This window comes from Pseudomonas mediterranea CFBP 5447 (genome assembly GCF_000774145.1).
Classification (GTDB): domain Bacteria; phylum Pseudomonadota; class Gammaproteobacteria; order Pseudomonadales; family Pseudomonadaceae; genus Aquipseudomonas; species Aquipseudomonas mediterranea.
The window spans coordinates 524,677-550,720 of sequence record NZ_KN322986.1; the positions used below are offsets into that span (position 1 = coordinate 524,677).

General features: G+C 62.5%; 25 protein-coding genes. 12 read left to right on the top strand and 13 right to left on the bottom strand.

Annotation, left to right across the window (positions count from 1 at the left end):
- On the bottom strand, positions 1–1,440 hold the full coding sequence (locus N005_RS19250; protein ID WP_047702641.1) for a cytochrome ubiquinol oxidase subunit I: 1,440 nt from the start codon (positions 1,438–1,440) through the stop codon (positions 1–3).
- Positions 1,441–1,924: 484 nt separating this feature from the next.
- On the opposite strand from N005_RS19250, the gene N005_RS19255 reads away from it, so the two are divergent.
- Positions 1,925–3,175, top strand: a complete 1,251-nt coding sequence (locus tag N005_RS19255) for an MFS transporter (protein WP_047702642.1) — start codon at positions 1,925–1,927, stop codon at positions 3,173–3,175.
- Here the strand turns inward: N005_RS19255 and N005_RS19260 are convergent.
- From N005_RS19260 to N005_RS19270, 3 genes are read right to left on the bottom strand one after another with little or no spacing between them, the layout of a single operon-like run.
- On the bottom strand, positions 3,153–5,354 hold the full coding sequence (locus N005_RS19260; RefSeq protein WP_047702643.1) for a xanthine dehydrogenase family protein molybdopterin-binding subunit: 2,202 nt from the start codon (positions 5,352–5,354) through the stop codon (positions 3,153–3,155). The genes N005_RS19255 and N005_RS19260 overlap by 23 nt on opposite strands.
- A complete protein-coding gene (locus tag N005_RS19265) occupies positions 5,351–6,340 on the bottom strand; it encodes an FAD binding domain-containing protein (RefSeq protein ID WP_047702644.1) in 990 nt (329 codons plus the stop codon). Before N005_RS19265 ends, N005_RS19260 begins: the two co-directional genes overlap by 4 nt.
- A complete protein-coding gene (locus N005_RS19270; protein ID WP_047702645.1) occupies positions 6,337–6,861 on the bottom strand; it encodes a (2Fe-2S)-binding protein in 525 nt (174 codons plus the stop codon). The genes N005_RS19265 and N005_RS19270 overlap by 4 nt, the downstream gene beginning before the upstream one ends.
- A 202-nt stretch (positions 6,862–7,063) precedes the next feature.
- Between N005_RS19270 and N005_RS19275 the strand changes: the two genes are divergently transcribed.
- Positions 7,064–7,342, top strand: coding sequence for a type II toxin-antitoxin system RelE/ParE family toxin (locus tag N005_RS19275; RefSeq protein WP_047702813.1), 279 nt, complete (start codon positions 7,064–7,066; stop codon positions 7,340–7,342).
- A gap of 14 nt (positions 7,343–7,356) precedes the next feature.
- Entirely contained in the window at positions 7,357–7,644 is a 288-nt protein-coding gene (locus N005_RS19280; protein ID WP_047702646.1) for a HigA family addiction module antitoxin, read from the top strand.
- A gap of 6 nt (positions 7,645–7,650) precedes the next feature.
- On the opposite strand, the gene N005_RS19285 is transcribed toward N005_RS19280, so the two are convergent.
- The gene (locus N005_RS19285) at positions 7,651–8,217 is read right to left on the bottom strand and encodes a DJ-1 family glyoxalase III (protein ID WP_047702647.1); all 567 of its coding nucleotides are present in this window, start codon (positions 8,215–8,217) and stop codon (positions 7,651–7,653) included.
- Between the two features lie 72 nt (positions 8,218–8,289).
- Entirely contained in the window at positions 8,290–8,733 is a 444-nt protein-coding gene (locus N005_RS19290; RefSeq protein ID WP_047702648.1) for a DUF4879 domain-containing protein, read from the bottom strand.
- 213 nt (positions 8,734–8,946) lie between these two features.
- On the opposite strand from N005_RS19290, the gene N005_RS19295 reads away from it, so the two are divergent.
- From N005_RS19295 to N005_RS19310, 4 genes are all read left to right on the top strand, one after another.
- Positions 8,947–10,242, top strand: a complete 1,296-nt coding sequence (locus N005_RS19295) for an NCS2 family permease (RefSeq protein ID WP_047702649.1) — start codon at positions 8,947–8,949, stop codon at positions 10,240–10,242.
- Positions 10,239–11,318, top strand: a complete 1,080-nt coding sequence (trmA, locus tag N005_RS19300) for a tRNA (uridine(54)-C5)-methyltransferase TrmA (protein WP_047702650.1) — start codon at positions 10,239–10,241, stop codon at positions 11,316–11,318. Before N005_RS19295 ends, trmA begins: the two co-directional genes overlap by 4 nt.
- A 329-nt stretch (positions 11,319–11,647) precedes the next feature.
- Positions 11,648–12,088, top strand: a complete 441-nt coding sequence (aroQ, locus tag N005_RS19305; protein WP_047702651.1) for a type II 3-dehydroquinate dehydratase — start codon at positions 11,648–11,650, stop codon at positions 12,086–12,088.
- 5 nt (positions 12,089–12,093) lie between these two features.
- Positions 12,094–12,945 carry a shikimate dehydrogenase gene (locus N005_RS19310; RefSeq protein WP_047702652.1) on the top strand — a complete coding sequence of 284 codons (852 nt, stop codon included), beginning with the start codon at positions 12,094–12,096 and terminating at the stop codon, positions 12,943–12,945.
- Between the two features lie 105 nt (positions 12,946–13,050).
- On the opposite strand, the gene N005_RS19315 is transcribed toward N005_RS19310, so the two are convergent.
- Together N005_RS19315 and quiC are read right to left on the bottom strand one after the other, a co-directional pair.
- Positions 13,051–13,728 carry a TetR/AcrR family transcriptional regulator gene (locus N005_RS19315; RefSeq protein WP_047702653.1) on the bottom strand — a complete coding sequence of 226 codons (678 nt, stop codon included), beginning with the start codon at positions 13,726–13,728 and terminating at the stop codon, positions 13,051–13,053.
- A gap of 103 nt (positions 13,729–13,831) precedes the next feature.
- Positions 13,832–15,733: a 3-dehydroshikimate dehydratase QuiC gene (gene quiC / locus N005_RS19320; RefSeq protein ID WP_047702654.1), complete on the bottom strand. Its 1,902-nt coding sequence runs from the start codon at positions 15,731–15,733 to the stop codon at positions 13,832–13,834.
- Between the two features lie 272 nt (positions 15,734–16,005).
- On the opposite strand from quiC, the gene N005_RS19325 reads away from it, so the two are divergent.
- A complete protein-coding gene (locus N005_RS19325) occupies positions 16,006–17,343 on the top strand; it encodes an MFS transporter (protein WP_047702655.1) in 1,338 nt (445 codons plus the stop codon).
- Positions 17,344–17,473: 130 nt separating this feature from the next.
- Here N005_RS19325 and N005_RS19330 read toward each other — a convergent pair whose 3' ends face one another.
- Together N005_RS19330 and N005_RS19335 are read right to left on the bottom strand one after the other, a co-directional pair.
- Entirely contained in the window at positions 17,474–18,352 is an 879-nt protein-coding gene (locus N005_RS19330; protein ID WP_047702656.1) for a DMT family transporter, read from the bottom strand.
- 46 nt (positions 18,353–18,398) lie between these two features.
- A complete protein-coding gene (locus N005_RS19335; protein WP_047702657.1) occupies positions 18,399–19,175 on the bottom strand; it encodes an IclR family transcriptional regulator in 777 nt (258 codons plus the stop codon).
- Between the two features lie 185 nt (positions 19,176–19,360).
- Between N005_RS19335 and ypfJ the strand changes: the two genes are divergently transcribed.
- Positions 19,361–20,248: a KPN_02809 family neutral zinc metallopeptidase gene (gene ypfJ / locus N005_RS19340; protein WP_047702658.1), complete on the top strand. Its 888-nt coding sequence runs from the start codon at positions 19,361–19,363 to the stop codon at positions 20,246–20,248.
- Positions 20,249–21,196: a lipoprotein gene (locus N005_RS19345; RefSeq protein WP_047702659.1), complete on the top strand. Its 948-nt coding sequence runs from the start codon at positions 20,249–20,251 to the stop codon at positions 21,194–21,196.
- Positions 21,197–21,311: 115 nt separating this feature from the next.
- Here N005_RS19345 and N005_RS19350 read toward each other — a convergent pair whose 3' ends face one another.
- The 3 genes from N005_RS19350 to N005_RS19360 all read right to left on the bottom strand — a co-directional run bounded on the left by N005_RS19350 (position 21,312) and on the right by N005_RS19360 (position 23,435).
- The gene (locus N005_RS19350; protein WP_047702660.1) at positions 21,312–21,905 is read right to left on the bottom strand and encodes an HAD family hydrolase; all 594 of its coding nucleotides are present in this window, start codon (positions 21,903–21,905) and stop codon (positions 21,312–21,314) included.
- Entirely contained in the window at positions 21,902–22,771 is an 870-nt protein-coding gene (tesB, locus tag N005_RS19355; RefSeq protein WP_047702661.1) for an acyl-CoA thioesterase II, read from the bottom strand. The genes N005_RS19350 and tesB overlap by 4 nt, the downstream gene beginning before the upstream one ends.
- 94 nt (positions 22,772–22,865) lie before the next feature.
- Entirely contained in the window at positions 22,866–23,435 is a 570-nt protein-coding gene (locus N005_RS19360) for a GNAT family N-acetyltransferase (RefSeq protein WP_047702662.1), read from the bottom strand.
- 73 nt (positions 23,436–23,508) lie between these two features.
- Here N005_RS19360 and N005_RS19365 point away from each other — a divergent pair, with 73 nt between their 5' ends.
- Positions 23,509–24,429, top strand: coding sequence for a histone deacetylase family protein (locus N005_RS19365; protein WP_047702663.1), 921 nt, complete (start codon positions 23,509–23,511; stop codon positions 24,427–24,429).
- Between the two features lie 282 nt (positions 24,430–24,711).
- A complete protein-coding gene (locus N005_RS19370; protein ID WP_047702664.1) occupies positions 24,712–25,947 on the top strand; it encodes a TIGR03862 family flavoprotein in 1,236 nt (411 codons plus the stop codon).
- Positions 25,948–26,044: the final 97 nt, after the last annotated feature.

The following is a 26,044-nucleotide window of genomic DNA, read 5'->3' on the forward strand; positions in this document are numbered from 1 at the left end:
TCAATTCCCCTTGTTCGAGCGGTCGTTGTGGTCCATCTCTTCGTCGCCCTCGTTGGCGGCCGACAGTGGCCGCGCCGGGGTACGTTTCTGGCCCGGGCCGCCATCGGTCGGCTCGGCCTCGTGGGCCACCGGCCCTTTGCGCACCAGGCGCATCATGTAACTCAGGCCGGCACCGAACAGCGCGAAATAGACCACGACGAACAACACCAGGGTGATACTCATCTGAGCGAAGCTATGCCCGGACGACGCATCGGCCGTACGCATCAGGCCGTAGACCACCCACGGCTGGCGGCCGATCTCGGTGGTGAACCAGCCGGCCAGGATCGCGACCAGGCCGGACGGGCCCATCCACAACACCAGGTGGAGGAACGGCCGCGATTGATAGAGTCGGTCGTTGCGGCGCAACCAGAGGCTGCACAGGCCGGTGAAAATCATCAGCAATCCCAGGCCCACCATGACCCGGAACGACCAGAACACGATGGTCGAATTCGGTCGGTCCTCAGGCGGGAACTCCTTGAGGGCCGGCACCTGCTTGTCCAGGCTGTGGGTCAGGATCAGGCTGCCCAGGTAAGGAATCTCCACGGCGAAGCGGGTCTTCTCCGCCTTCATATCCGGAAGGCCGAACAGAATCAGCGGCGTGGGCTCGTTGCCGACGTTTTCCCAATGGCCTTCGATGGCCGCGATCTTCGCCGGTTGATGCTTGAGGGTATTGAGGCCATGGAAGTCGCCGATCACCGCCTGTACCGGCGCCACCAGCAATGCCATCCACATCGCCATCGAGAGCATCCGGCGGATGGCCGGTGTATCGCGCCCGCGCAACAAATGCCAGGCGGCCGATGAGCCGACGAAGAACGCCGTGGCGACAAACGCCGCGGTGGACATGTGCAGCAGGCGATAAGGAAACGAAGGATTGAAGACCACCGCCAGCCAGTCCACCGGGATGACCCGGCCATCGACGATTTCATAGCCCTGGGGCGTCTGCATCCAGCTGTTGGAAGACAGGATCCAGAATGTCGAGATCAGCGTGCCGATCGCCACCATGACCGTGGAAAAAAAGTGCAGGCCTCGGCCGACCCTACTCCAACCGAACAACATCACGCCGAGAAAGCCCGCTTCGAGGAAGAACGCCGTGAGTACTTCGTAGGTCAGGAGCGGTCCGGTGACGGCACCGGCGAAGTCCGAAAATCGGCTCCAATTGGTACCGAACTGATAAGCCATGACCAACCCGGAGACCACGCCCATGCCGAAGTTGACGGCGAATATCTTCGACCAGAAGTGGTACAGATCGCGGTAGGTATCGTCGCGGGTCTTGAGCCACAGGCCTTCGAGTACCGCGAGATAACTCGCCAGGCCGATGGTGATGGCCGGGAACAGGATGTGGAACGAGATCGTGAATGCGAACTGGATCCGGGCGAGATCGAGCGCCTCCAAACCGAACATAAGTCTTCCTCTGTCAGGTAAAACCGGCTGCGGGCGGGGCCTGCATCGCTGCCCCCAGGGATATGGAGTGCGACGCTTTTCAAATCGTTCTTTTTAAAACCGTCACAACGCAGGAACCTGGCCGGTTGGCCACCAGATCGACGCCCCAAGCGGAGTTGATCTGGATCAAGCAATGTTCAAAGAGTAGTCGCATTCTCGCCGATGAACGGCGTGGTCTTTTGTCGCGTGACAGGTTGACTCAGTGGCTGGCAACGCTGTTGCAGCTTGCCTGTACTGCAAATCTGTGGGAGCAAGGCTTGCCCGCGATGCAGGCACCTCGGTCTCGGGGATACTCCGAACAGCATCGCGAGCAAGCTTTGCTCCCACAAGAAATTCGGTATTCCACCCAAAGATCGATGTCTGGCTAACTATTTTTTCGCTGGTCGCAACTTCCAGTTACAGCTCGGTGATAATCTCGCTGCCTTCATCAGTGGATCCGTCATCGATGCCCAGCCAAGCGCCCACGCTGCTCCGTCACCACCGCCCCTTCATCGCCTTCTGGCTGGCCCGGATCTTCACCGCCAGCGGTTTTCAGATGCTCACCGTGGCCATCGGCTGGAACCTTTACCAACTGACCGGCAACGTCCTGGACCTGGGCCTTGTGGGGTTGGTGGAATTCGCGCCGCGGGTGCTGTTCATGTTGCACACCGGGCATGTAGCGGACCGCTATGACCGGCGCAAGGTCGCGGCGATCTGCCAGTCGTTGCAAGCGATGATCGCCCTGGCCCTGGCGATCGGCAGCGCCACCGACAATGTCACGCGAGAGATGATCTTCATCCTCGCCTTCCTGCTGGGCGCCGCCCGCTCCTTTGAAATGCCGACCACCCAGGCACTGTTGCCGAGCATCGTACCGGCCGCGCTGTTTCCCCGTGCCGTGGCCGCCGCGCAATCGGCCCAGCAGTCAGCCACCATCGTCGCCCCGGCCCTCGGTGGCCTGCTGTATGCCTTCGGCAGTGTCTGGGTCTATGGACCGACCGTGGTGCTCTACCTCATCGCCTGCAGCCTGATGCTCAACCTGCCCGCTCGCCAGACGCCGCTGAACAAAGGCAAGGCGACCCTGGATTCATTGCTGGCCGGGATCCGTTTCATCCGCAGCCGCCCGGACATTCTCGGCGCCATTTCCCTGGATCTGTTCGCAGTCCTGCTGGGCGGCGCGACGGCGCTGCTGCCGGTATTCGCCAAGGACATCCTGCTCACCGGCCCCTGGGGCCTGGGCCTGTTGCGCTCGGCCCCGGCGGTCGGTGCCCTGCTGATGTCGCTGTGGCTGGCGCGGTTCGCCGTGGAACGCCAGGTGGGCCGGGTGATGTTCAGCGCCGTGGGCGTGTTCGGCGTCGCCACCATTGCGTTCGGCCTCTCCACCTCGTTCTGGTTTTCCCTGGCGGTGCTGGTGGTGCTGGGCGCGGCGGACATGATCAGCATGGTGATCCGCGCGTCCTTCGTGCAGTTGGAAACACCGGATGAGATGCGCGGCCGGGTCAGCGCGGTGAACGGGCTGTTCATCGGCGCGTCGAACCAGCTGGGCGAATTCGAGTCAGGCCTGACCGCCCACTGGTTCGGCACGGTGCCGGCGGTGGTCATGGGCGGCGTCGGTACGCTGCTGGTGACCGGGGCCTGGATCAAACTGTTCCCGACCCTGGCCAACCGCGACCGGATGCATGAACCGGTGGACGACGCTAAAGCAACTTATCCAGGGTGATGGGGAAGTCCCGCACCCGCTTGCCGGTGGCGTGATAAATCGCATTGGCCACCGCCGCCGCCACGCCGACGATACCGATTTCACCGACGCCCTTGGAACCCAGCGCGTTCACGATGTCGTCCGGTTCTTCGACGAAAACCACATCGATGTCACCGATATCGGCATTCACCGGCACGTGGTACTCGGCAAGGTTGTGATTCATGTGGCGTCCCAGGCCATGGTCGGTCAGGGTCTCTTCGTGCAACGCCATGCCGACGCCCCAGACCACGCCGCCGAGGATCTGGCTGCGGGCCGTTTTCGGGTTGATCACCCGTCCCGCCGCAATCGCGCTGACCACCCGATTGACCTTCACCGTCCCCAAGTCCTCGTCCACCGCTACTTCGACGAACACCGCCGAATGCGTGGCGGTGGCATAGGCCTGGCGCTTCTTGTCCGGCTCGGCGGTCACCTGGGCCTGCAACGGTGTCTCACCACTGTTTTGCGCCAACTCCGCCAACGACACGCAGGCATCGCCCAGGCGCAACTGACCGTCGGCAAACGTCACCTGCTCAAGGGTCGCGCCGCTGAAGGCCGGACAGGTCTGCCGGGCCACGGCCAGCAGTTTTTCCTTGAGAGCTTCACAGGCCTGCTGCACCGCTGTGCCCACCGACGAGACAGTGAACGAGCCACCTTGCAGCGGTGCGGTCGGCAGGGATGAATCGCCGAGGATGAACCGGACATTTTCCAGCGCAACCCCTGACGCCTCGGCGGCGATCTGGGTCATGACGGTGTAGGTGCCGGTACCGATGTCCGTGGTGGCACTGCTGACGGTCAGCTTGCCATCAGCCGCCAGCGAAGCCTGGGCACTGGCCTTCTGCTGCATGGCTTCCCAGACACCGCCCGCCATGCCCCAACCCACCAGATGCCGGCCCGTGCGCATGCTGCGCGGTTCCGGATTGCGCTTGTCCCAGCCGAAACGCTGGGCACCTTCGGCATAGCATTCGCGCAACGCCTTGCTGGAATACGGCTTGCCTTCGTTCTCGTTACGCTCGGCATAGTTGATCAACCGCAACTGGAGTGGATCGATCGCCAGGGCACAGGCCAGCTCGTCCATGGCGCACTCCAGCCCGATCAACCCGAGGGCTGCGCCGGGGGCACGCATGTCCAGCGGCGTGTAGACATCCAACGGCACCAGTTTGTAGGTCAACTCCACGTTGTCGCAGTGATAGAGCATGCCGCTCCACTCCACCACGTGCTCGGTGAAGTCTTCGAAGCGCGACGTCTGGCCAATGGCGGTGTGCGCTACGGCCAGCAACCGTCCATTGGCCGCGGCGCCCAATTGCAGGCGTTGCAAGGTCCGCGGCCGATAACCGAAGGTGAACATTTGCTGGCGCGTCAGGCTGACCCGTATCGAGCGCTTGAGCGCCAGCGCGGCCATCACCGCCAGGGGCAGCTGGTATTGCGGTCTCAGCCCGGAGCCGAAGGCACCGCCGACAAACGCGGCGAATACGCGCACCTGTTCTTTCTCAAGCCCGAACACTTTTTGTACGTAGGCCTGGCAGTTTTGCGTGCCCTGGGTCTTGTCATGGATGTGCAGGCTGCCATCAGGTTGATACAGCACGGTGCTGGCGTGGGGCTCCATCGGGTTGTGATGTTCCACAGGGGTGCTGTAGGACACATCCACATTGATCGCCGAACTGGCGTACTCACCCTGAAAATTCCCACGGGGCTTGGGCAGTTCGGCCGGTGCCGGATGGGCTTCGTTTTGCAGGATGGTCAGATCGGTCTGATGGTCTTGGGCTTCATATTCGATTTCAATGAGTGAGCCGGCGTAACGAGCCAGTTCGAGATTCTCCGCAACCACCAGGGCCAGCGGCTGGCCACTGTAGAGGACCTGGTCGTTGTACAACGGCCGGAACGGCGAACCGTCCGCCGCGTCGGCATCCTGGTAGGGCTCGTCATAGCTGGCGATTTTTGGCCGGTTGGTATGGTCGATCACCGCGACTACGCCGGGCAGCGCCAGGGCTCGGGAGGCATCGATGCGCACCACGCGGCCACGGGCGACAGTACCGGACACGACGCTGCCATGCAGCAAGCCTTCCTCAGGGTATTCGCCCGCATAACGGGCCCGGCCCGTCACCTTGAGCAAGCCATCGACCCGGTCCAGCGGCTGCCCCATGGGTTTGTTCGGTGCATTCATCTGGCTTCTCCTCCCAGTGCGGCATCGCTCAAGGCGCGAACGATCGCCCGGCGCGCCAGCCTGACCTTGAAGCCGTTGTGGGCCAACGGCTCGGCGTTCTGCAGCAGCGCGTCGGCGGCGGCCGTGAAGGTTTCGCGGCTGACGGTCTGGCCCGCCAGCCAACTCTCCACGGCCCGGTCGCGCCAGGGTTTGTGGGCAACGCCTCCCAGGGCCAGGCGCGCCTGGCGGATGACCGGCCCCTCCAGCTCCAGCGCCGCCGCCACGGAAACCAGCGCAAACGCGTAGGAAGCCCGGTCCCGGATCTTCAGGTAATGGCTGTGTTCGGCAAAACCGGCGGCAGGCAACTCGATGGCGGTGATCAGCTCATCATCGGCCAGTTGATTGTCCCGCTCCGGTGCATCGCCGGGCAGTCGGTGGAAGTCGGCGAACTCGATGGTCCGCGCCCCGCCTCGACCAAGGACATGGACCACCGCCTCGAGGGCGGCCAGCGCGACACACATGTCGGAAGGATGGGTCGCAACGCAATGATCGCTCGCGCCGAAAATCGCATGGATCCGGTTCAGTCCATCCCGCGCCGGACAGCCACTGCCGGGCTGGCGCTTGTTGCAGGGCACGTTGGCGTCATAGAAGTAATAACAGCGGGTCCGTTGCAGCAGGTTGCCACCGGTGCTGGCCATGTTGCGCAGCTGCGGCGAGGCGCCGGCCAGGATCGCCTGGGACAACAGCGGATAACGACGCTCGATCCACGGATGCCAGGCCAGGTCGGCATTGCTCACCAAGGCACCGATCATCACGCCGCCGGAAGGGGTTTCACTGAGGTCCGCCAGGGGCAGGCCGGTAATGTCGATCAGATGCGCGGGGCGGGTGAGGTTTTCTTTCATCAGGTCCAGCAGGTTGGTACCGCCGGCGATGAAGCGTGACGTGGGACTCGACAAGTCGATGGCCGCCTGCACGGTGTCGGGCTTGCTGTAGTGGAAGGGGTTCATTGGTCGTCCCCCTGCTGCTGGCACAGGGGCAGCGCCTCCTCGATGGCGTCACGGATGTTGTTGTAGGCGCCGCATCGACAAAGGTTGCCACTCATCAGCTCGCTAATCTGGGCGCTCGTCTGCGCCCTTCCCTCGTTGACCAACCCCACCGCCGAACAGATCTGCCCGGGCGTGCAATAACCGCACTGGAAGGCATCATGCTTGATGAACGCCTGCTGCAGGGGATGCAATCGATCGCCATCGGCCAAGCCTTCAATGGTGGTCAGCTCGACGCCGTCGCACATCACCGCCAGGGTCAGGCACGCGTTGATGCGCTTGCCATCGCGCAGCACGGTACAGGCACCGCATTGGCCGTGGTCACAGCCTTTCTTGCTGCCCACCAGATCCAACTGCTCGCGCAACAGGTCCAGCAGAGTGGTCCAGGGCAACACTTGCAACTCACGCTCTTGCCCATTGAGTGTCAGACGGATCGGATGGCGGACGAAGGACGCCTGCGTCGCTTCGGACAGGGTCGCGCTCATGGAACACCTCACGGTTGGACGTACACGCGGCGTTTTGGAAAACCGCCGTCATAAGGGGTACGACTTCGGGGTGAGGTGAGTGTTCAAGGTAATTGCGCAGGCCGGGTACAAGCGCTGGCACGGCATGACGCATACATTTGTCGGGCATGTGCGGTATATAGATACCGCACCGAGTGTAATGTATCGCCTTACACTCGTTTCCATGATTAAATCCTTCCAGCACAAAGGTCTTCGCATTTTCTATGAAACGGGTTCGACTCGTGGCATCCGGGCCGACCACGGAAAGCGCCTGGCTCGCATGCTTCAGTTCATGGACAGGGCGACAGCACCGAACGACCTTGATGTCCCGGGATGGCGTCTGCACCCACTCAAGGGCGAACTGACGGAGTACTGGTCGCTGAGCGTTTCGGGTAACTGGCGAATCATTTTTCGTTTTATCGGATCGGATATCGAACTGGTCGATTATCTGGATTACCACTGACAGGAGGCTGGAACATGCCCATGCACAACCCGCCACACCCTGGCGAAACGCTCCTGATGGACGTGCTGCCCGAACTGGGTATCACCGTCACCGAACTGGCGCGGCACCTGGGTTTCGCCCGGCCTCATCTCTCTCGGGTGTTGCATGGCCACGCCCCTGTCAGCCCGGACCTGGCTGTTCGCCTGGAACGGGCAGGAATCGGGAAGGCCAGGGTCTGGTTGGGGGTTCAGACCGACTACGATTTGTGGCAAGCCGAACAGCGCGAACAACCTGTTATCGAACCTTTCTCACAACACGCCTGACGTCTGTCAGGCCAGCATTTCCGCCGCCACCACGGCGCGCACGCCTTTGCCACTGAGCTGTTCTACCAGCGTCAGGGCAAACGCCAGGGCAGCCGCCGAGCCCTGGGCGGTGATGCAGTTGCCGTCCACCACCACAGGTTGATCGACAAAGCTGCAACCGGACAGTTGCTGGCTGACGGCGGGCAGGCAGGTCATGCGCCGCTGGCGCAGGACACCGAACGCCTGCAGCGCCAGTGCCGGCGCTTCGGCGATGGCGGCGAAGAAACGTCCGGCGGCGGCCTGGTCCTTGAGCAACTGTTGCAGAGGCTGATGGGCCGCCAGGTGCTGGGCACCGATGATGCCGCCGGGCAGGACGACCAGGTCAAAGTCCTGCACCAGCATGTCCACCAACATGCCGTCGGCCGTCAGGCGAGTACCGCGGGCACAGGTCAGCATCCGTCGCCCTTCGATACTCGCCACGACGACTTCGACCTGGGCCCGGCGCAGCACATCGATCAGGGTGACGGCTTGCAAATCGTCGACACCTTCGGCGACGGCGATCAGGGCCCTCGGGATCTTGGTTCCAGGAATCATGGCGACTCTCCGCTGAGTGATTACTGGAAGCCTAGTCAGGTTTGCCGGATTGCGTGCCAAGCATCGCGCGGGCTATTTGATGTACAGCTGGGTCGACATGCGATTGCCCGGGGCGTTGATCGAGGTATTGCTGAAGCTGAAGGTGCCTTCCTGCTTGCCCTTCAGATCGAAGACATACAGGTAGCCGACCACTTGGGTCCGGGTGGAACAATCGTTGAGGTTGCCATTGCTGAACGCACACACCGGCGAACGGGTGCCGTCGACTTCGAAACCGTCCAGCGTGACATGAGGCTGGTGGCCGTAGCCAACCTCCAGCACGTAGACCTTGATATTCGGTCCACTGTGATCGCAGCGGGTCTGGGCCTGCCCTTCGGTGATGTCTTCGAAGCCACAGGCCGGCGACTCGACCTTGAGCACCTTGACCTGGCTCAATGGCGGAGCCGATGCGGCGTTGACGACCTGAGCGGGCAACCACAGGCCCACTGCGCACGCCACTGCCAGCAGATTTCTTTTCATTGGACACCTATCGAGCTCCGGGAACCGCGCGCAGTATGGCCCTCTTTTTGCTTCGGTAAAACATCGACGACGATCGCAGTCACATCGCCGCGCTGCTGGTATCATGCGCGGCTTTTTCCGACCCGCAGAAAACTCCCGGACGCCATCGGCCGTCTGTGCTTTGCTGTTGAGGTCGATACATTCACGGCGCCCGGCGCGCCACGGGGAGCAGACATGCTGGAAAGGCTGTTTCAACTCAAGGCACACAACACCAACGTGCGGACCGAGATCCTGGCGGGCGTCACGACATTCCTGGCCATGGCCTACATTCTGTTCGTCAACCCGAGCATCCTCGGCGAAACCGGCATGGACAAAGGCGCGGTGTTCGTCGCCACCTGCCTGGCCGCGGCCATCGGCTCCACGGTCATGGGCCTGATCGCCAACTACCCGATCGCCCTCGCCCCGGGCATGGGCCTGAACGCCTTCTTCACCTACACCGTAGTCCTGCACATGGGCCATACCTGGCAAGTGGCGCTGGGTGCGGTGTTCGTCTCCGCCGTATTGTTCTTCCTGCTGTCGATCTTTCGCATCCGCGAGTGGATCATTAACAGCATCCCCTTGCCCCTGCGCTCGGCCATTGCCGCCGGCATCGGCCTGTTCCTGGCGCTGATCGCCCTGGGCAATGCCGGCATCGTGGTGAAGAACCCGGCCACCATGGTCGGCCTTGGCGACTTGAAGCAACCGGCGCCGATTCTCGCCACGCTCGGCTTCATCCTGATCGTCGCCCTCGAAGCACTGAAAGTGCGCGGGGCCGTACTGATCGGCATCCTCGCGGTCACCATTGTCTCGATCCTGATGGGCTTCACCCCGTTCGGCGGCGTGATGTCGATGCCGCCATCCCTGGCCCCGACGTTCCTGCAACTGGACATCAAGGGCGCCCTGGACATCGGTCTGGTCAGCGTGATCTTCGCCTTCCTCTTCGTCGACCTGTTCGACAACTCCGGCACCCTGATCGGCGTCGCCAAGCGCGCCGGGTTGATGGGCAAGGACGGCCACATGCCGAAGATGGGCCGTGCGCTGATCGCCGACAGCACCGCCGCCATGGCCGGTTCGCTGCTGGGCACCTCCACCACCACCAGCTACATCGAATCGGCCGCGGGCGTCAGCGCCGGTGGCCGCACCGGGCTGACCGCCATCGTCGTGGCGATCCTGTTCCTGCTGGCGCTGTTCTTCTCCCCACTGGCCGCCAGCGTGCCAGCCTTTGCCACCGCCCCGGCCTTGCTGTTCGTGGCCGTGCTGATGACCTCGGGCCTGGCGGAAATCGACTGGGACGACATCACCGTCGCCGCCCCGGTCGTGATTACCGCACTGGCGATGCCGTTCACCTACTCCATCGCCAACGGCATTGCCTTCGGTTTCATCGCCTGGACCGCCATCAAACTGGTGTCCGGTCGCGGCCGTGAGCTGAACCCGGCGCTGGTCATCCTGTCGATTCTGTTCGTGATCAAGTTGGGTTGGTTCAACGCATGACTTTCGATACCCAGGCCTACACCGCCCAGCTCCAGGACAAGGTCGCCCGTTTGCGCGACCTGCTGGCCCCGTTCGATGCACCGGAGCCGACCGTGTTCGACTCGCCGCTGCAAAACTTCCGTTTGCGCGCCGAGTTCCGCCTCTGGCGCGAGGCCGGCGAACGGCATTACGCGATGTTCTCCCAGGAGGACAAGCGCACGCCGATCCTCATCGAAGAGTTCCCGATCGCCAGCCTGCGCATCAACCAGTTGATGCCGCAACTCAAGGCCGCCTGGCAGGCCAGCGCGCCCTTGAGCCACAAGCTGTTCCAGGTGGAGTTCCTGACCACCCTGGCGGGCGATGCGATGATCACCCTGTGTTACCACCGCCCGCTGGATGAGCACTGGCACGCCGCGGCCTCGAAGCTGGCGAGCGATCTGGGCGTCAGCATCATTGGTCGCTCCAAGGGCAAGCGGGAAGTGATCGGCCATGACTACGTGGTAGAAAAACTGGACGTGGGCGGTCGCACCTTCAGCTATCGCCAGCCCGAAGGCGCTTTCACCCAACCCAACGGCACCGTGAACCAGAAGATGCTCAACTGGGCTTATGAAGCTTTGGGCGATCGCAGCGACGACCTGCTGGAGTTGTACTGCGGCAACGGCAACTTCACCCTGCCCCTGGCGACCCGTGTGCGCAAAGTGCTGGCCACTGAAATCAGCAAGACTTCGGTGAACGCGGCGCTGAGCAACCTCAGTGAAAACGCGGTGGACAACGTGACGCTGGTGCGCCTGTCGGCCGAAGAACTGACCGAAGCCTTGAACGAAGTCCGGCCGTTCCGTCGCCTGCACGGCATCGACCTGAAAAGCTACGCATTCGGCAGCGTCTTCGTCGATCCACCCCGCTCCGGCATGGACCCGGACACGTGCGAGTTGACCCGGCGCTTCGACAACATCCTGTACATCTCCTGCAACCCGGAAACTCTCGCCGCCAACATCGCGCAACTGCACGACACTCACCGCATCACCCGCTGCGCCTTGTTCGATCAATTCCCCTGGACCCACCACATGGAATCCGGGGTGTTACTGACCCGGCGTTGAGTCAGATCCTGTGACAAGGGATTTATCTGTGGCGAGGGGATTTATCCCCGCTGGGCTGCGAAGCAGCCCCTAAACCATGCACCGCGGTGTAACAGGCAAACCTTGTTGGCTGGTTTGCGACTGCTTCGCACTCGAGCGGGGATAAATCCCCTCGCCACAGTCATCACTCGCCACAACGCCCCTGCCAGATTGAGAGCTGGTGTTCGATCACCGAACACTTAATGGCTATGGGCGTCGGCTTCGTTTGACCAAATTAACCATCTAGTACAATTTATCTCCACCGGCTGAAAACCAACCGAAGCCGACAATAACAATGTGGAGAAACTGCAATGCCTCCGATCGTTCTGGTGCTCAACGGCCCGAACCTGAACCTGCTTGGTACCCGCGAGCCGGCCACCTACGGCCATGAAACCCTGGCGGATATCTCGGCACTGTGCGGCCGCGCAGCCGAAGAGTTCGGCCTGGCGGTGGAGTTTCGCCAGACCAACCAGGAAAGCGAGCTGCTGGACTGGATTCACGGCGCCCGTGGCCGGTGCGCCGGAATCGTGATCAACCCGGCGGCCTGGACCCACACGTCGGTGGCGATCCGCGATGCGCTGGTCGCCAGCGAAGTGCCGGTGATCGAAGTCCACCTGTCCAACGTCCATGCCCGGGAAACGTTCCGTCACCACTCCTTCGTTTCATCCGTCGCCATCGGTGTGATGTGCGGCTTTGGCAGCCATGGCTATCGCTTGGCCCTGGAACATTTCAGTCAGCGGTTGAAAGGTTGAAACGCATGTCGAATAGCACCGTACTGGCCGGCCTGATCGGCGCAGGCATCCAGGCGTCTCGCACTCCCGCGCTCCACGAGCATGAAGGCGATGCCCAAGGCATGCGCTATCTCTATCGATTGATCGATCTTGACGCGTTGAAACTCGACAGCAGTGCCCTGCCCGATCTGCTGACCGCCGCCGAACGCATGAGCTTCACCGGACTGAACATCACCTTCCCCTGCAAGCAGGCGATCATTCCGCTGCTCGATGAGCTCTCGGCCGAGGCCCGCGGCATTGGCGCGGTGAACACCGTGGTGTTCAAGGGCGGCAAGCGCATCGGCCACAACACCGACTGCCTCGGGTTTGCCGAGGGTTTTCGCCGCGGCCTCGGCGATGTTGCGCGTCGATCCGTGGTGCAGATGGGCGCCGGAGGTGCCGGCGCGGCCGTTGCCCATGCGCTGCTGGCGGAAGGTGTCCAGGCCCTGAGTATCTTTGACGTCGAATTCAGCCGTGCCGAAGCCCTGGCCAACAATCTGAACCAGCACTTCGGTGCTGGCCGGGCCCGTGCCGGACACGATTTGCCCACGGCCATGGCCGAGGCGAACGGCCTGGTCAACACCACCCCGATGGGCATGGCGAAACTGCCAGGCATACCAGTGCCGGTCGAGTTGCTGCGGGGCGAATTGTGGGTCGCCGAGATCGTCTACTTCCCGCTGGAAACCGAACTGCTGCGCCACGCCCGGACCCTGGGTTGCCGCACACTGGACGGCGGCAACATGGCGGTGTTCCAGGCCGTCAAGGCGTTCGAACTGTTCAGTGGCGTCGCCCCGGATGCGCAGCGGATGCTGGAACATTTCCAAAGCATGAATCACTGAAGAACCTGTGGGAGCGAGCCTGCTCGCGATAGCGGTGTGTCAGTCACTTATATTTCGACTGACACACCGCTATCGCGAGCAGGCTCGCTCCCACATGGGTCACTATCAGGTTTGCAGATAGCGCAACACCGATTCGCAAATCATCTGGCGATGACGCTGCTTGATCGCCTCGTCCGCCAGATCGATCTGGAAAATCTCGCCGAAGGTGTGACGGTTGGACACCCGGTGAAAACAGAACGAACTGATCAGCAGGTGCACATCCTGCGGTTCGAGGCCGGTACGGAACACGCCTTCTTCGGCGCCGCGGCGCAGGATCAGGTCCAAGGCGTCGAGGATGCTGCTGTTCATCGCCTTGATCACGCTTGATTGCTTGACGTATTCGGCGTTGTGGATGTTCTCGATAGAGACGATGCGCACGAAATCCACATTGCGGTCGTGATGGTCGAAGGTGAACTCCACCAGGCGCCGGATCGCGTCGACCGGGGCCAGTTCCGCCAGGTGCAGGCGGCTCTCGGTGCTGCGGATATCACCGTAGAGTTTTTCCAGCACCTCGATGTACAACTGCTCCTTGCTGTTGAAGTAGTAGTAGATCATCCGCTTGGATGTGTGGATGCGCTCAGCGATGGCATCGACCCGGGCACCGGCCAGGCCCTGCTGGACAAACTCGACGATGGCTTCCTGAAGAATGTTTTCCCGGGTCTTTTCCGGGTTGTTCTTGCGCCCCTTGCGCGGCGCGGCGAGAGGCTCGTCGAGGGCATCGGACAGTTCTGGATTCATAGTCATTGCGGGCTCACGGCCATCACTGCACAAGCTGGCGATTATGGGCTGCACCGTGCAGTGAAGGAAGGCACAGGGTTGCCGTTTTACTGCCGCGCTTACGATTTCCCTACAACTTGGCGTGCCGCAGGCCACCGCTGCGGGACTTGGCCATGGCCGCCAGCCGCACCGCGACGTTGGCCGCGCCATACCCGGCATAACCGTTCTTGCGCTGGATGATTTCAAAGAAGAATCGCCCCTCGAACGGTTCGGTATAGACATGGAACAGTTCACCGCCCTGGGCGTCGCGGTCGTACAACACGTTGAAATACGCCAGTTCGCTGAGGAACTCATCGTCGAAATCGAAGCGTGCCGCCAGGTCGTCGTAATAGTTGAGCGGAATATCCAGCAACGGCACGCCGGCCTCCTTGGCGCGGCTGACCTGGGCGAAGATGTCGTCACAGTCGAAGGCGATGTGATGCACGCCGGAACCGCGATAGCTCGACAGCGCATGCGAGATTGCGGTGTTGCGGTTTTCGGAAATGTTCAGGGGCAAGCGGATCGAACTGCAGCGACTGCGCAGGGCCCGGCTCTTCACCAGGCCATAAGGGTCAGGCAACACCACTTCGTCATCGGCTTCGAAATCCAGCAGGCTCTTGTAGAACAGCACCCAGCTGTCGAGGCTGTCGGCCGGCAATGCCATCGCCATGTGGTCGATGCGCTTGAGCCCGGCCCCAATGACCGCGCCCGGTTGCAGGTTGAAATCCGTTCCATAGACGTCCGCCTCCCGGTCCACCAGGTAGATCAGGCTGCCGTCAGGTGCGCGCACCGCCGCCAGTTCCAGCTCATTGGGCCCCACCAGGCCGCGATAGGGCTGCCCCTTGTAATCCACGGCCCGCTTCAGGGCGCTGGCACTGTCTTTCACCCGCACCGCAGTGGCGCACAGCGACGGCCCGTGAGCCTCAAAGAAACTGTGGGCGAAGGAGTACGGCTCGCAGTTGAGGATCAGGTTGATATCGCCCTGGCGCAGCAGGCTCACGTTCTTGGAGCGATGCTGGCCGGCCTTGACGAACCCCAACCGCTCCAGCCAGTGGGACAGTTTGGCGCCGAGGTTATCGTCCACGGCGAACTCGAGAAACTCGATGCCGTCGTATTCGCTGGGCGGTGGCGGGGCAAACAATGGATCGAGGTTGGCCACCGGCTCAGCTTCCGCAGCCAGGCGCTGGCGGGTTTTCTCCTCCAGATAGAGCAATGAACGCAGGCCATCGGCGGCATTGGCCCGTGGCGGTGCGGCGCGAAAACCGTCGTTGAAGATCTCCAGCGACAGTGGCCCGGTATAGCCGCTCTTGATGATCGGCGCCAGGAAACCCGGCAGGTCGAATTCGCCCTGCCCCGGGAAACAACGGAAATGCCGGCTCCACTCCAGCACGTCCATCGCCAGGATCGGCGCGTCGGCCATTTGCACGAAGAAAATCTTCTCGCCAGGGATCTCGGCGATGGCATTCGGGTCGCCCTTGAGGGACAAGGTATGGAAGCTGTCGAGCAGGACACCCAGGCTGGGGTGATCGGCCTGGCGCACAAGGTTCCAGACCTGTTGATAAGTATTCACGTGCCGCCCCCAGGCCAGCGCCTCGTAACCGATGCGCAAGCCCCGCGCACCGGCTCGCTCGGCCAGCAGCCGCAGGTCATCCACCAGCATCCGCTCGTCTCCCAGGCTGTCGGCCGAGGCGTTGCTGCACACCAGCACCAGGTCGGTGCCGAGCTCCTGCATCAGGTCGAACTTGCGCTCGGCGCGCTCCAGGTTGCGGGCCAGGCGATCGCGGCGACAACCTTCGAAGTCACGAAACGGCTGGAACAACGTGATCGCGATGCCCAGGTCAGCGCACATCTGCCGGATTTCCCGAGGGCTGCCGTCGTAATAAAGCAGGTCGTTCTCGAAGATTTCCACGCCGTCGAAACCGGCGGCGGCAATGGCTTCGAGCTTTTCCGGCAGGGTACCGCTCAAGGATACGGTGGCAATGGAACGCTGCATGGGTTCGGCTCCCGGGACAGGCATCGGCTACAGAAGATTCGCCGCTTTTGAAAGAGTGAACAGATTATTGAGGCGCCAATGCCTTTCAGCAATTTAATATGTACCACCCAGTTAGTTTTATGGGCGATTATCGAACAAAATGCCCTGGAGCGAATTGACGACTTTTCGTCCACTGCGCACCATCGGTCCCACATTGCTGCAGGCGCAGAACGCCGGCAGCAATGGATGAAACCCAGACCACCCCATAAGAATTTCAAAAACGGGTACACCCTATGAATCCTTCCCAAAGTTCCCCCTTGAGCCCAGGCATGGGCGTCACGACCGGCGGCATCGGCGACAAGATCCGCGGCGCCCTGGCCGTGGGCAAGACCCGTTGGGGCATGCTCGCACTGGTGTTTTTCGCCACGACGCTGAACTACATCGACCGCGCCGCCCTGGGCGTGATGCAGCCCATCCTTGCCAAGGAAATGAGCTGGACGGCGATGGATTACGCCAACATCAACTTCTGGTTCCAGGTCGGCTATGCGGTCGGCTTCATATTGCAGGGCCGGTTGATCGACCGGATCGGCGTCAAGCGTGTGTTCTTCTTCGCCGTGCTGCTCTGGAGCCTGGCGACCGGCGCCCATGGCCTGGCGACTTCCGCGGCGGGCTTCATGGTCTGCCGTTTCATCCTGGGCCTCACCGAAGCCGCCAACTACCCCGCCTGTGTGAAGACCACCCGGCTGTGGTTCCCGGCGGGCGAACGAGCCGTGGCCACCGGTATCTTCAACGCCGGGACCAACGTTGGCGCGATGTTCACGCCCATGCTGCTGCCGCTGATCCTGCAAGTGTGGGGCTGGCAGGCGGCATTCCTGTGCATGGCGGCATTGGGCGGGGTCTGGTTGCTGTTCTGGGGCCTGAAATACTTCAATCCGGAAGACCACCCCAGCGTCAAACAGTCGGAACTGGACTACATCCAACGTGAGAGCGAACCGGAACAGGTTCGCGTGCCGTTCTCCCGCATCCTGCGCATGCGCGGCACTTGGGCGTTCGCCCTGGCCTACTCGATCACGGCGCCAGTGTTCTGGTTCTACCTCTACTGGCTGCCACCGTTCTTGAACCAGCAATACAGCCTGGGCATCAATGTAACCCAGATGGGCATCCCGCTGATCATCATCTACCTCACCGCCGACTTCGGCAGCGTGGGCGGCGGCATCCTCTCTTCGTTCCTGATCGGTCGCGGGCTGAACCCGATCAAGGCACGACTGGTCTCCATGCTGCTGTTCGCCTGCTGCATCGTCGGCGTGATCATGGCCGCCGGCGCCAGCAACCTGTGGATGGCGGTGTTCGCCATTTCCCTGGCCATCGGCGCACACCAGGCCTGGACCGCCAACATCTGGAGTCTGGTGATGGACTACACGCCCAAGCACATGATGAGCACGGTGTTCGGCTTCGGCGGCATGTGCGCGGCCATCGGAGGGATGTTCATGACCCAACTGGTGGGACACATCCTGACAGTGACCCATAACAACTACACCGTGTTGTTCACCCTGATCCCGGCGATGTACTTCACGGCCCTGATCTGGCTGTACTTCATGGCACCGCGCAAGATTCCGACGCTGGAGAGTTGATACGCCTTCAACCACCTGTGGCGAGGGAGCTTGCTCCCGCTGGGTCGCGAAGCGGCCCCCGGCTTCTGGCGATTGCTGCGCAATCGAGCGGGAGCAAGCTCCCTCGCCACAGAGGTCCGGGCACGACCAGTCATTTGCGCCGCTGCTGCCACGCAGCGGCCAACCCACTGAGACAGATCAGCACGATACCCAGCACCGTGGTCAGGGTCGGCGTGTGGTTGAACAGCAGCCACCCCAGCAAGCCGGCGAACACGATCTGGCAATAGCTGAAGGGCGCCAGCAGCGCCGGGGCGGCGACGCGGAAGGCCTGGGTCAGCATCAGGTGCGCCGTCATTCCACAAGCGCCCAACGCCAGCATCATCGCCCCGTGCAACAGGCTCGGCACCTGCCAGAAGAACGGCACCAATGCGCTCATCACCAACGTGTTGCACAGGCCGGCGAAGAAATTGCTGGTGGTCGGGCTGTCAACTTCGCTGAGCTTGCGCGTGAGCAACTGATAGAAACAGAAGAACAGCGCCGAACAGAACGGCAACAGCACGGCCGGTGTGAACAGGTCTCCGCCAGGATGGACGATGATCAACACCCCGATGAAGCCGAAGATCACCGCCACCCATTGACCGCGTGTCACCCGCTCGCCCAGCAGCGGCACCGACAACGCCGTGACCAGCACCGGGGCCAGGAAGTTGACCGCCGTCGCCTCGGCCAATGGGATGTACAACAGCGACGTGGTGAAAAACAGACTGGTGCCCAGCAGGCACAATGCCCGCGCCAACTGCCACAACGGGCGCTTCGTACGCAGCACCCGCAACCCCGAGCGCGGCAGGAAAATGCCCGCCATCAGCAGGGTATGCACCACATAACGGGCCCACACCACCATGATGATTGGATAGAAACCCGAGAGGTATTTCGACAGCGCGTCGTGGCTGGAAAACAGGAACGTCGCGAAGACAATCAGCAGGATGCCCTTGAAGGCCTGATTGACACCGGAAAGCGGGGTGCTGACGGTCATGGAGTGATCCTGGGTGACGTAATTTAGGGGCCAATCTCTGCTTGTGTCAGCTGAATAACTCCGACGCCTGGCTCGCTTGCGACAATTCCTCAGCAAACGCCAGCAAGGTCGGGGCCAATTCATGCAACCGCACCCGCGTCATCCGTGCGCTGGGTCCGGCAACGCTGAGTACACCGACGACCCGGTCGTCCAGCGGGTGTCGCACCACGGCGGCGATGGCCGAGGTGCCGACCGCCGAGCTTTCCTCGACACAGGCATACCCTTGCTCGCGAGCCGCCCGCAGGTATTCGAGCAGTTCATGGTTATTATGGGGCGCGTTTGGCCCCACATCCGCGGGCACCTGCGCAGCCTGGCGCTCGACCAGCGCCAGCGCCTCGGCATCGCTCATGCATGCCAGCCAGGCATGGCCCGACGCCGTATAGAACAACGGCGTCTCGCGGCCCATGTCCGGGTCGTAGCGCAAACCGGACCGCGCGCCCTGGGACTTGGCGATCCAGGTCTGGCGATCCCCTTCGATCACTCCCAGGCGCACCAGCTCACCGGTTTCCCGGGCCAGACGGTCCAGCACCGGCTGCACAATGTCGGCGCCGCTGCGCGAGAGATAGCGAAACCCCAGGGCGACCAGCCGGGTGGACACGTGATAACGCAGGTTCTCGGGATTCTGGCGCACGTAGCCCAGGCGCATCAGTTCGGCAAGCAATCGGTGGGTGGCACTCTTGGGGATCTGCAGTTGCTCGGCCAGCCCTTGGAGCGGCCAGCCGCGAGGTTCGCTGGCGAGACTTTCCAGCACATCGAAAACCCGCTCAATTTGACTTCCAGCCATGGGACCCCGATGCGATGTTATCGATTCCAGAATTTTGAAAGTCTAATGCAGATTCTGGAACCAAGTACACTTTCATCGGCAGATGCTGTCTCTTGTGGGAGCTTATGTCAGAAAGCTGTTAGTAAACTGGCGTCATTCCCACTCAACGGCAACACTGTCCACACGGTCAATCAGAGGACTCCCACATGCTATGGAAAAAAGGTCGCCGCAGTGACAACGTGGTGGACGCCCGTGGCGATGGTGACGGCGGCGGTGGCGGGATGCGCTTTGGTGGGGGCAAGGGACTGAGCCTGACGGCCATTCTGTTGATCGTCGGCATCGGCTGGATCACCGGCCAGGATCCGATGCAGATCCTCGGGCAACTCGCCGGGCAGATGGATCAGTCCGCACCGACTTCTTCTCAAACCCGCCAGGCACCACCGGCCAACGATGAACAGGCCGAGTTCGTGCGTTCGATCCTTGGTGATACCGAAGACACCTGGGGCCAGGTCTTCCAGCAGGCCGGACGCCAGTACCAGCAACCCAAACTGGTGCTGTTCAGCGGTCGGGTCAACTCGGCGTGCGGCCTCGCTTCTTCGGCAACCGGGCCGTTCTACTGCCCGGCGGATCGGCAGGTCTACCTGGACATGAGCTTCTTCAAGGAGATGTCCCAGCGCTTCTCCGCCGCCGGAGACTTCGCCCAAGCCTATGTCATCGCCCATGAAGTCGGCCACCACGTGCAGACGTTGCTCGGTGTGTCGGCAAAAATCCAGGAGGCTCGCCAGCAAGGCCGGCAGATGGAAGGCGACGGCGGGCTGCTGGTGCGTCAGGAATTGCAGGCCGATTGCCTGGCCGGCGTCTGGGCCAACCATGCGCAGAAGCGCCTGAACTGGCTGGAGCCCGGAGACGTCGAAGAAGCCTTGAACGCCGCCAACGCCATCGGTGACGACCGCTTGCAGCAGCAAGGCCAGGGGCGCGTGGTGCCGGACTCCTTTACCCACGGCACCTCAGCGCAACGGGTGCGCTGGTTCAAGGCCGGGTTTACCCAGGGCCAGGTCAGCCAATGCGACACCTTCGCGGCGAAAAACCTGTAGATGAAATGGGCCACAGCGATCGCACTGGTGCTGTGCAGCCTCTTTGCCCAGGCTGACGAGCACGCGGTGAACACGGTGGCGCAGGGGCGGTTGCAGCTCAAGGGCGGCAGCATGGTCGTCGGCGTCAGCCCGCCCCCGGCGTCTATCCAGCGCGTGCTGATCATCCTCCATGGGCGGCTGCGCAATGCCGATACCTACTTGCACAACGCCGAGAAAGCCGCCGGCCAGGCCGGACAACTGGCTACCACGCTGATCATCGCCCCGCAGTTTCTCAACGAACAGGACATCGCCCGTCATCAACTCCCCAATGAACTGTTGCGCTGGCAAGGCAACGACTGGATGGCCGGCGGCTTATCCACCGGACCGAGTCCGGTCAGTTCCTACCAAGTGCTCGACGACATCGTTGCGCGGGTCAGCGATCGGCAGCAGTTTCCCGACGTGAAGGAAATCGTCATCGCCGGTCACTCCGGCGGCGCCCAGGTGGTCCAGCGGTATGCCCTGCTCGCCCATGGGCAGTACCGGATCGCCCCGCGCTTCGTCATCGCCAACCCGTCCTCCTATGCCTATTTCGATGCACAGCGGCCCATGGCCTTCGACCCTACTGGTTGCCCCGGTTTCAACCGCTGGAAATACGGTCTGCTCAACCTTCCCGCCTATGCCGCCGGGCAGACAGCCGCCCAACTGGAAGAGAACTACATCAAGCGCGACATCACCTACCTGCTCGGGCAACAGGACGTCGACCCGGAGCACCCGGCGCTGGATAAAAGCTGCGAGGCGCAGACCCAGGGACCGTATCGGTTGCTGCGCGGGCATTTCTTCTTCGATTATCTAACCCGACGCCACCCCGAGGGGCTGAACCAGCGGTTGATCGAAGTGCCCGGCGTGGGGCATGACGGGGATGGGATGTTCAATTCGCCTGAGGGGCTGAAGGCCTTGTTTGGGCAGTAAAGGCCTCATCGCGAGCAGGCTCGCTCCCACAAGCGAACGCTGATCTTGTAACCGACACCGATCTACTGTGGGAGCGAGCCTGCTCGCGATAGCGATTGACCTGCCAACCTGTTTCTCAAGCCGAAATCATCCGCCGCAACTCGCCACAATCCCGGGCATGCCAATCCGTCAGCTCCGGCCACGGATTGTCCGGCAGGTTCACCAGCACGGTCCGCGCACCCGCCGCACGACCACAGTCCAGGTCAAAGCGATAATCGCCGACCATGACCATGTCCGCAGGCGCCACGCTCCAGGCTTCGGCCAGTTTCAACAGGCCACCCGGGTGCGGCTTGGGCGGCGCTTCGTCACGGCCCAGCACGTCCTCCACGGCGAAACAATCGGCCAGGCCAATGGCCTCGAGTGTCACATGGGCCAGTTCCCGGGCGTTGCGGGTCAGGATCCCCAAGCGATAGCCACGCCCGGCCAGCTCACGTACCAACTCGACCGCACCCGGCGCCGGTTTGGAGCCCAGCGCCAGGTCCCGCTCGTGCTCCAGCAGCCAGGCATGCTTGGCCGCGGCTTCATCCGCCGGCAAGGCCGCCAGGTGGGTCAGGATGTCGTCTTCGGCCGGAATCGCCAGGGCCACCCGGATGGCCGCGAAATCATGCACGGCAATGGTCAGCGTGCCATCCATGTCGAAGACCCAGTGCCGTACATCCGCCAGGCTCATGCCCAGTCCTTGCGATGCCGGATCAGGCCTTCCTGGGTCACCGAGGCCACCAGTTGCCCGGCGCGATTGAACACGCTGCCACGGGAAAATCCCCGGGAGTTGCCAGCCCAAGGGCTGTCCATGGCGTAGAGCAACCAGTCATCGGCACGCAGGTCGGCATGAAACCACAAGGCGTGGTCGAGGCTGGCGACCTGCATGTCCTTCTGCCAGACCGATTTGCCATGGGGCAGCATCGACGTGGTCAGCAGGCCGAAGTCCGAAGCGTAGGCCAGCAGGTATTTGTGCAATGCCGGCGAATCCGCCAGGGCGCCATCGGCGCGGAACCACACGTATTTGATCGGATCGGCCGGCTGCGGGTTGTACGGGTCTTTTTCCGTGACCGGGCGTACCTCGATCGGCTTGGGGCACAGCAGTTTTTCCCGCATGTGCTCGGGCAACAGGTGCGCCCGCTGCTGGGTCAGCTCCAGTTCGGAGGGCAGATTTTCCGGGCCGACGACCTGGGGCATGGTGCTCTGGTGCTCGAAGCCCTGTTCGTCGTACTGGAACGACGCACTGCAGGTGAAGATCGGATTACCTTTCTGGATCGCCGTGACCCGGCGGGTGCTGAAGCTGCCGCCGTCGCGTACCCGGTCCACCTGGTAGACCACAGGCAACGCCGCGTCGCCCGGACGCAGGAAATAGCCATGCATCGAATGCACATGGCGCGCCTCTTCCATGGTCTGGCTGGCCGCCGACAACGACTGGCCCAGCACCTGGCCGCCGAACAACTGGCGGAACCCGAGGTCCTGGCTGCGACCGCGGAACAGGTTTTCTTCGATCGGCTCCAGGGTCAGCAGGTCGACCAGATCTTCCAACACGTGGCTCATTCAGACTTCCTCACACAGCACACCGCGCAGTCTGCGCTGCGACGGTGGATCAATTGTCGCCCGTTCTGGCGGGCAGTGTAGACGTCCGTGTCGGTTAACCGTGCAGGGTCTGCAGCCACTGCTCGCGGTTGATGCGATAGAGCACATGGTGACGCAATGGATGACCGACCGCGAGTTTTGGATGTTCGAAATCGTCAACCGGGTCATGGAGCATGCCGATCGCCTGCATGACCTTTTGCGACGGCAGGTTATCGGTCGAGGTGAATGCCACCACTTCGTCCAGCCCCAGGCGGTCAAACCCACAGCGCAACGCCGTCCAGGCGGCCTCGCTGGCATAACCCAGGCCCCAGTGCTCCCGGGCCAGGCGCCAGCCGATCTCGATGGCCGGCGTGAAGTGCGCGTCGAACCCCACCACACCCAGCCCGGTAAAACCGATGAAGGCACCGGTGTCCTTGCGTTCCAGCGCCCACAGGCCAAAACCATGTTCGGCAAAGTGCCCACGCACGCGCCCGATCAGCGCGGCACTTTCAAGGCGACTCAAGGGTGCCGGGAAATAACGCATCACCTGCGGATCGGCAGACATGGCCGCAAACGCCGGCAAATCCTCATCGTGCCACTGCCGCATGAGCAGTCGCGCACTTTCCAGTTCCAGTATCGGCTCCATCTCTACTCCCCTTCCATGCCCCAAAGTCTACATCGCTGGTAGGATTCGTCATTCAATAACCGCTGAAAACACCATGCCGCTGCCGCTTATCTATCACGAAGACTACAGTCCCGAATTCCCGGCGGAACACCGTTTCCCCATGGACAAATTCCGCCTGCTGCGCGACCACCTGGTGGACAGCGGGCTGACCCGCGACGCGGACCTGTTGCGCCCGGCGCTGTGCCCGCCGGAGATCCTCGCCCTGGCCCATGATCGCGTCTATATCGAACGCTACATGAGTGGCGAGTTGTCCCGCGAAGACCAACGGCGGCTCGGCCTGCCCTGGAGCGACGCCCTGGCCCGGCGAACGGTACGGGCCGTGGGCGGTTCGCTGCTGGCGGCCGAGCAGGCCCTCGAACACGGGCTGGCCTGTCACCTGGCCGGAGGTACCCACCACGCCCATTACGATCACCCTGCGGGATTTTGCATTTTCAACGATCTGGCGGTGATCAGCCGTTATTTCCTCGCCAGTGGCCGCGTCTCTCGGGTGCTGATTTTCGACTGCGACGTGCATCAGGGCGACGGTACCGCCCGAATACTCCATGACACCCCGGACGCAGTGACAGTTTCCTTGCATTGCGAAAAGAATTTTCCCGCACGCAAGGCCCAGAGCGACTGGGACATTCCTCTGCCAATGGGCATGGAAGACTCGGCGTACCTGAAGGTGGTGGACGACGCCCTCAACTATCTGCTGCCGCTCTACCAGCCGGACCTGGTGCTGTACGATGCCGGTGTCGATGTGCACAAGGACGACGCCCTCGGTTACCTGAAGCTGACAGACCAAGGGCTCGCCGCCCGGGACGAAAGCGTCATGCGTCATTGTCTCGGGCGCGACATCCCGGTGGTCGGGGTGATCGGCGGCGGCTACAGCAAGGACCGCAGGGCCCTGGCCCGGCGTCACGGGATCCTGCATCACAGCGCACAAAAAGTCTGGACGTCATCAGGCTGTCATTGAAATCTGGGTGCGTTACCCACAATGCCTGTGGAGCGGCCTGTGGATAACCTGAGCGAAACGGCCTACAGGCTATATCGGGCATAGCTTGCAGAGGCCTGGTTGTTTTTTAACCACATTTCAGCAACACCCCCATCCCCCCTGTGGGAGCGAGCCTGCTCGCGATAGCGGTCCACCCTCCAACATTGATGTCGCTGATCCACCGCAATCGCGAGCAGGCTCGCTCCCACAGGATTTTTGTGCTGATAGAATGCCGCGCTTATTCCCATCTCTGCAGTCCACGCCATGACCTCGACCGCCCCATCCACCACCCCAAGCATCGCCATCATCGGCGGCGGCCCTGCCGGCCTGATGGCGGCCGAGGTGTTGAGCCAGGCCGGCATCCAGGTCGACCTGTACGACGGCATGCCCTCGGTGGGCAGGAAGTTTCTGCTGGCCGGTGTCGGTGGCATGAATATCACTCATTCGGAAGCCTTCCCGGCCTTCCTGTCCCGCTACGCCGAACGGGCCGCGAATATCGCCCCATTGCTGCGGGCATTCGGCGCGGATGAGCTGTGCAGCTGGATTCACGGGCTGGGGATCGACACCTTTGTCGGCAGCTCCGGGCGGGTGTTTCCTACGGACATGAAAGCCGCCCCGCTGCTGCGTGCCTGGCTCAAGCGTCTGCGCGATGCCGGGGTGATGATCCACACCCGCCACCGCTGGCTCGGCTGGAACCCCGACAACAGCCTGCGAATAGCCAGCCCCGAAGGCGAAAAGACCCTTCAGCCCGACGCCACGCTGCTGGCACTGGGCGGCGGCAGTTGGTCACGCCTGGGCTCCGACGGCGCCTGGATGCTGGCCTTGGAGCAGCGCGGTGTCGTCCTTGCGCCGTTGCAACCGAGCAACTGCGGCTTCGACGTGCAGGCCTGGAGCGACCTGATGGTCAGCAAATTCGCCGGCGCCCCGCTGAAAAACATTGCCATCGGCCTGAACGACGACGTCCCCCGTCTTGGCGAGTGCGTGATCACCGCCACCGGTATCGAAGGCAGCCTGATCTATGCGCTGTCGGCACCGATTCGCGAGGCTATCAATCACCATGGCAGCGCGACGATCCATCTGGACCTGTTGCCGGGCCGGCCTGTGGATAAAATTTTCCGGGCCTTGAACAAGCCGCGCGGTTCACGCTCGATGGCCAAGCACTTGCACAGCCAGTTGGGGATCGATGGGGTCAAGGCTGGGCTGCTACGCGAACTCACACCGGCCGACGGCTTCGCCGACCCCGCACGCCTGGCCCAAGCCATCAAGGCGTTGCCCATCACCCTGGTCAGAACCCGCCCCCTGGACGAAGCCATCAGCAGCGCCGGTGGCGTGACATTCGACGCCATGGATGAAAACCTGATGCTCAAGCAGATACCCGGCGTGTTCTGCGCGGGGGAAATGCTCGACTGGGAAGCACCGACCGGGGGTTATCTACTGACGGCGTGCTTTGCCAGCGGGCGGGCGGCGGGGTTGGGGATGCTGGAGTTCCTGAAGCAGTGATCATTCCCACGCTCTGCGTGGGAATGCCTCAACGGACGCTCCGCGTTCGGCTTTTTGGGACGCGGAGCGTCCCCGGATGCATTCCCACGCTGAGCGT

Coding starts and splice junctions, on each gene's coding strand:
- N005_RS19250 (WP_047702641.1), bottom strand. CDS start 1,440: ATGTTCGGTTTGGAGGCGCTCGATCTCGCCCGGATCCAGTTCGCATTC.
- N005_RS19255 (WP_047702642.1), top strand. CDS start 1,925: ATGCCCAGCCAAGCGCCCACGCTGCTCCGTCACCACCGCCCCTTCATC.
- N005_RS19260 (WP_047702643.1), bottom strand. CDS start 5,354: ATGAATGCACCGAACAAACCCATGGGGCAGCCGCTGGACCGGGTCGAT.
- N005_RS19265 (WP_047702644.1), bottom strand. CDS start 6,340: ATGAACCCCTTCCACTACAGCAAGCCCGACACCGTGCAGGCGGCCATC.
- N005_RS19270 (WP_047702645.1), bottom strand. CDS start 6,861: ATGAGCGCGACCCTGTCCGAAGCGACGCAGGCGTCCTTCGTCCGCCAT.
- N005_RS19275 (WP_047702813.1), top strand. CDS start 7,064: ATGATTAAATCCTTCCAGCACAAAGGTCTTCGCATTTTCTATGAAACG.
- N005_RS19280 (WP_047702646.1), top strand. CDS start 7,357: ATGCCCATGCACAACCCGCCACACCCTGGCGAAACGCTCCTGATGGAC.
- N005_RS19285 (WP_047702647.1), bottom strand. CDS start 8,217: ATGATTCCTGGAACCAAGATCCCGAGGGCCCTGATCGCCGTCGCCGAA.
- N005_RS19290 (WP_047702648.1), bottom strand. CDS start 8,733: ATGAAAAGAAATCTGCTGGCAGTGGCGTGCGCAGTGGGCCTGTGGTTG.
- N005_RS19295 (WP_047702649.1), top strand. CDS start 8,947: ATGCTGGAAAGGCTGTTTCAACTCAAGGCACACAACACCAACGTGCGG.
- trmA (WP_047702650.1), top strand. CDS start 10,239: ATGACTTTCGATACCCAGGCCTACACCGCCCAGCTCCAGGACAAGGTC.
- aroQ (WP_047702651.1), top strand. CDS start 11,648: ATGCCTCCGATCGTTCTGGTGCTCAACGGCCCGAACCTGAACCTGCTT.
- N005_RS19310 (WP_047702652.1), top strand. CDS start 12,094: ATGTCGAATAGCACCGTACTGGCCGGCCTGATCGGCGCAGGCATCCAG.
- N005_RS19315 (WP_047702653.1), bottom strand. CDS start 13,728: ATGACTATGAATCCAGAACTGTCCGATGCCCTCGACGAGCCTCTCGCC.
- quiC (WP_047702654.1), bottom strand. CDS start 15,733: ATGCAGCGTTCCATTGCCACCGTATCCTTGAGCGGTACCCTGCCGGAA.
- N005_RS19325 (WP_047702655.1), top strand. CDS start 16,006: ATGAATCCTTCCCAAAGTTCCCCCTTGAGCCCAGGCATGGGCGTCACG.
- N005_RS19330 (WP_047702656.1), bottom strand. CDS start 18,352: ATGACCGTCAGCACCCCGCTTTCCGGTGTCAATCAGGCCTTCAAGGGC.
- N005_RS19335 (WP_047702657.1), bottom strand. CDS start 19,175: ATGGCTGGAAGTCAAATTGAGCGGGTTTTCGATGTGCTGGAAAGTCTC.
- ypfJ (WP_047702658.1), top strand. CDS start 19,361: ATGCTATGGAAAAAAGGTCGCCGCAGTGACAACGTGGTGGACGCCCGT.
- N005_RS19345 (WP_047702659.1), top strand. CDS start 20,249: ATGAAATGGGCCACAGCGATCGCACTGGTGCTGTGCAGCCTCTTTGCC.
- N005_RS19350 (WP_047702660.1), bottom strand. CDS start 21,905: ATGAGCCTGGCGGATGTACGGCACTGGGTCTTCGACATGGATGGCACG.
- tesB (WP_047702661.1), bottom strand. CDS start 22,771: ATGAGCCACGTGTTGGAAGATCTGGTCGACCTGCTGACCCTGGAGCCG.
- N005_RS19360 (WP_047702662.1), bottom strand. CDS start 23,435: ATGGAGCCGATACTGGAACTGGAAAGTGCGCGACTGCTCATGCGGCAG.
- N005_RS19365 (WP_047702663.1), top strand. CDS start 23,509: ATGCCGCTGCCGCTTATCTATCACGAAGACTACAGTCCCGAATTCCCG.
- N005_RS19370 (WP_047702664.1), top strand. CDS start 24,712: ATGACCTCGACCGCCCCATCCACCACCCCAAGCATCGCCATCATCGGC.